We start from the raw sequence: 4490 nt of genomic DNA, 5'->3' as shown, positions 1-4490 counted from the left end.
AGTCAGTGGCCATGCCTTTGACTATACGGCAAAAAGCCAGCTTTTTGACATACGATTTGGCCTATACGGCACCCAGATGTCCCCCACAATTGAACTATCGCGGTTTCTTTAGTTGACACCAGGAGTAACAACATGACCCTCGCCCAGGTCCCCGGAACGCACGGACTCATTGAGCAGCGCGTGACGGCAGAAGCGACAACGCAGAACCCCGAGATCCTGAGCTGGGTGACCGAGATGGCCACCCTGCTGCAGCCGGACTCCGTCTACTGGTGCAACGGCACCCAGGACGAGTGGAACCTGATCACCGAGGGCATGGTGGCCGCGGGCTCCCTGATCCCCCTCGACAAGGACAAGCGCCCGGGCAGCTTCCTCGCCCGCTCGCACCCCGACGACGTCGCCCGCGTCGAGGACCGCACCTTCATCTGCTCCGAAAAGGAGGAGGACGCGGGCCCCACGAACAACTGGCGTGCCCCCGCCGAGATGCGCGCCGAGCTTGAGCCCCTGCTCAACGGCGCCATGCGCGGCCGGACCATGTACGTCGTGCCCTTCTCGATGGGCCCCGTCGGCGGCGCCATCTCCCAGCTCGGTGTGCAGCTCACCGACTCGCCCTACGCCGTGCTCAACATGCGCATCATGACCCGGATGGGTCAGGAAGCCCTCGACGGCATCCTGCCCGGCTCCGAGTGGGTCCGCACCGTGCACACGGTCGGCGCTCCGCTCGTGACCAAGGACGGCATCCAGCTCGAGGACGTCGCCTGGCCCTGCAGCGACACGAAGTACATCACGCACTTCCCCGAGACCCTTGAGGTCTTCTCCTACGGCTCCGGCTACGGCGGAAACGCCCTCCTCTCGAAGAAGTGCTTCGCGCTGCGCATCGCCAGCGTCATGGGCCGGAACGAGGGTTGGCTCGCCGAGCACATGCTGCTCCTCAAGCTCACCAACGAGGACACGAACAAGGCGTACCACATCACCGCCGCCTTCCCCTCGGCCTGCGGCAAGACCAACCTCGCGATGCTGCAGCCCACGATCCCCGGCTGGAAGGTCGAGACGATCGGCGACGACATCTCCTGGCTGCGCAAGGGCGCCGATGGTCGCCTGAACGCGATCAACCCCGAGGCCGGCTTCTTCGGCGTCGCCCCCGGCACCGGCGAGACCACGAACCCCGTCGCGATGGAGACCCTCTGGGGTCACACCATCTTCACGAACGTGGCGCTCACCGACGACGGCGACGTGTGGTGGGAGGGCATGACCGAGGAGGTCCCCGCGCACCTCACCGACTGGCTCGGCAACGACTGGACCCCCGAGTCCGGCCGCCCGGCCGCGCACCCGAACTCGCGCTTCACCGTGCCGATCACCCAGACGCCCACGCTGGCCGATGACTGGTTCGAGCAGGACGGCGTCCCGCTGGACGCGATCCTCTTCGGTGGCCGCCGCGCGACCAACGTTCCGCTGGTCGCCGAGTCCCTGAACTGGGAGCACGGCGTCTTCATGGGCGCAACCATCTCCTCGGAGAAGACCGCGGCCCAGGAGGGCACCGTCGGCGAGCTGCGCCGCGACCCCTTCGCCATGCTCCCCTTCTGCGGCTACAACATGGCCGACTACTGGGGCCACTGGCTGGAGATCGGCGAGGACCTCGGCGAGGCCGCCCCACACATCTTCCAGGTCAACTGGTTCCGCAAGGGCGCCGACGGCCGCTTCCTGTGGCCCGGCTTCGGCGACAACTCCCGCGTGCTCGACTGGGTGATCCGTCGCCTCGAGGGCGAGAAGGAGGGCGTGCAGACCGCGATCGGCACCGTCCCCGCTCCCGGCGAGCTCAACCTGGACGGCATCGAGGTGCCCGAGGCTGACCTGCAGGAGCTCTTCCGGATCGACGCCGACTCCTGGCTCGCGGAGTGCGACCTGACCGAGGACTTCTTCGGCCAGTTCGGCGACCGCGTCCCGGCCAAGCTCACCCAGCAGCTGGCCGACCTCCGGGGGCGCCTCCGCGCCTAAGCGGACGCCGCCTCGCGGCCCACCGATTTGTGGACCCCAGACCTGCCCAGATGGGGTCCACAATACCTCTCCACACACGGCCCGCCTTCCCCGGAAGGCGGGCCGTGTTGCTGTTCTCCGGGGTGGGGCCCACGCCTGCTCGCGCCCGGCACGCTCACGCGATCCCGGCTCAGGCCCCGCGCCCGTCCGGCACCGGTGCGGCTGGGAGCATTGCGACTTTGCCCGTCTCAGATTAGATTGTGTTCGGGAATCATCGCCGCTCCGGAACGGACCGGCGACGGTGAGGGGGAGGACGATGAGTCGTATTCGAGCGCTGGGCGCACTGGGCATTGGGTTGTCGCTCGCGGTGGCGGGCACCGTGCCCGCCTCGGCGAACGAGGGGGTCGCGGCGGCGCCGGACTGCGGGGCGCTGAGCCCGGTCGGCACCGTATTCGACGTGACGGCCTCGGGGGACTCCGGGCCCGGAACCTTCGCCCAGGCGGTGCTTGACGCAAACGCGCAGCCCGGCACGGATACCATTCGCTTCGCCGCGGGACTCGCCGTCACGGTCAGCGAGTCCGTGCGCCTCACCGAGTCCGTCGTGATTGACGGAGGCGGGGCGACCGTCACCTGGGCGCCCGCAACCCTGGGCACCGACTCCTGGATTCGCGGTGCGGACGGCGCGACGGTATCGCTGTTCGACCTCGGCATTACCCAGACGAATCGGAACTGGGAACCGATCGTCTCCCTGGTGAGCACGGCTCCCGGGGAGGGGGTTACGCTCTGCGCGCTGAGCGTGAACGATTCCAGTGAGGGGCTGCTGAGCGTCGAGATGCTCAACGGGGATCTCACCGTGCAGGACCTCACGGTGGACGGCAGCTCCGGCGATTCCGAGCTTGCCGCGCTCTGGCTGGGCGAGGTCTACGGATCGGTTCGCGTGGCGGACAGCGTGTTCCGGAACCTGGATATGGCTGGGCTGACGATCGATATCGCGGAGCTCACCGCGGAGCAACACATCTCCGTGACCGACACGCTCTTCACCCAGCTCGCGGTGAGCGAGGCCGAGTCTCCCGGCCTTGCTCTGAGCCTCGACACGGTCGAGCACGCGGGCGCAGACCCCCGAAGCACTCCGGCGGTCGAGGTGACCAGAACCCACTTCTCCGAGATCTCCGGCTTTGGCGAGGCGGCTTTCTACGCGGGGGAGGTGCAGGGGGACGTGCTCCTGAGCGAGAGCAGTTTCCGCGGGGTCACGGACCCGGAGGAGTACCTCACCGCGGCGGTCGCTCTCACCGGGGTGCAGGGCGGCGTCGAGGTGCTCGGGTCGCAGTTCCTCGACAACGAGGTCGGCGGCCTCCGACTCGAATCCATTGAACTCGCCGGAGAACAGTCCATTCGGGTGGCCGAGTCGGTGTTCTCCGGGAACACCGCCGCGGTCTATGAGGAGGGCGGGGGCCTCGCGATTGAGGCGGACGTACTGGAAGACCGCGAGACCCCGGTCGTCGAGCTGGTGGACTCCAGCTTTGTCGGGAACTGGGGCATCGACGGGGCCGCGGCGCTCATCGACACCTATCACTCCGGCGAGCAAACGGGGCCGGCCATACACCTTTCCGGGAACACCTTCGCGAACGGCGAGGTATCCCTCGCGGAGCACGAGGGCGTCATGCTGGTGCTGAGGCCCTCCGTCGCGGAGACGACCGGAACCTCGGTGCACGTGGTGAACAACACCGTGGACGTGGGTCCGGATGCGGGCTCGGGGCTCCCGGGGATGCTGATTCAGGGCGAGGGCTTCGACAGCGTGATCGAACACCTCACGATGCCGGGAGCCCCCGTGCACGTCCGCGGAGAAGAGATGGGGCTTTCCGTGCGCTCCTCCGCGCTGGGCGATGCCGAACACGGCGGGGTGATCGCAGAGTACGGGGAGCGCGTCTCGGGGGTCGAGAACACGGTCCCCGCCTCGGGTGCGCTTCCGGCCGACCCCGAAGACGTATTGCCCCTCGACGAGTGGCTCCTCGGCGGCCTGGCGGACAACGGCGGCGCGCAGCACACGATGCTCCCAGCGGAGGGCTCACCGCTGATCGACGCGGCGCCCGCCAGCGCCGTGGCGGTCGATCAGCGCGGCGTCACACGCCCGCAGGGGGCGGCCCCGGATCGGGGCGCGGTCGAGGTGGCCGAGCCCGTCGTGGAACCGGGCGAGGTCCGGATGGGAGCGGACGCCGAGGTGACCGCGGGCGCGTCAGCGACGCTGACCGTGCTCCGCGAGGGCCCCACCGACGAGGCGGTCACCGCCCGGGTCGAGCTGAGCGACGGCACCGCCGTCGCGGGGCGGGATTACGTCTCCGCGAGCTTTGACCTCGCCTGGGCCGCGGGCGATGCCGAAGCGAAGACCCTGACGGTGCAGAGTCTGGTCCACGAACCCGGCTCCCGGACCCTCCAGGCCACCGTCACCCGCGCGGAGGGAGCGACGATCGGGGCGCGGGACACCGCGACGGTCACCATCGTGCGGGACGAGGCGACGATCA

At 68.9% G+C, this 4490-nt stretch carries 2 protein-coding genes; both read left to right on the top strand.

What is annotated here, in order from left to right; translation table 11 throughout:
• The first annotated feature begins 132 nt into the window (after positions 1-132).
• Positions 133-1992 carry a phosphoenolpyruvate carboxykinase (GTP) gene (locus tag OOT08_RS04655; protein WP_325091396.1) on the top strand — a complete coding sequence of 620 codons (1860 nt, stop codon included), beginning with the start codon at positions 133-135 and terminating at the stop codon, positions 1990-1992.
• 295 nt (positions 1993-2287) lie between these two features.
• Positions 2288-4490, top strand: a 2203-nt coding sequence (locus OOT08_RS04650) for a choice-of-anchor Q domain-containing protein (RefSeq protein ID WP_325091395.1), incomplete at its 3' end; no start/stop codon positions are given.

The sequence above is a fragment of the Leucobacter sp. M11 genome (assembly GCF_035726885.1).
Lineage (GTDB): Bacteria > Actinomycetota > Actinomycetes > Actinomycetales > Microbacteriaceae > JAPFRB01.
This window is presented reverse-complemented; position numbering and strand designations above follow the sequence as displayed.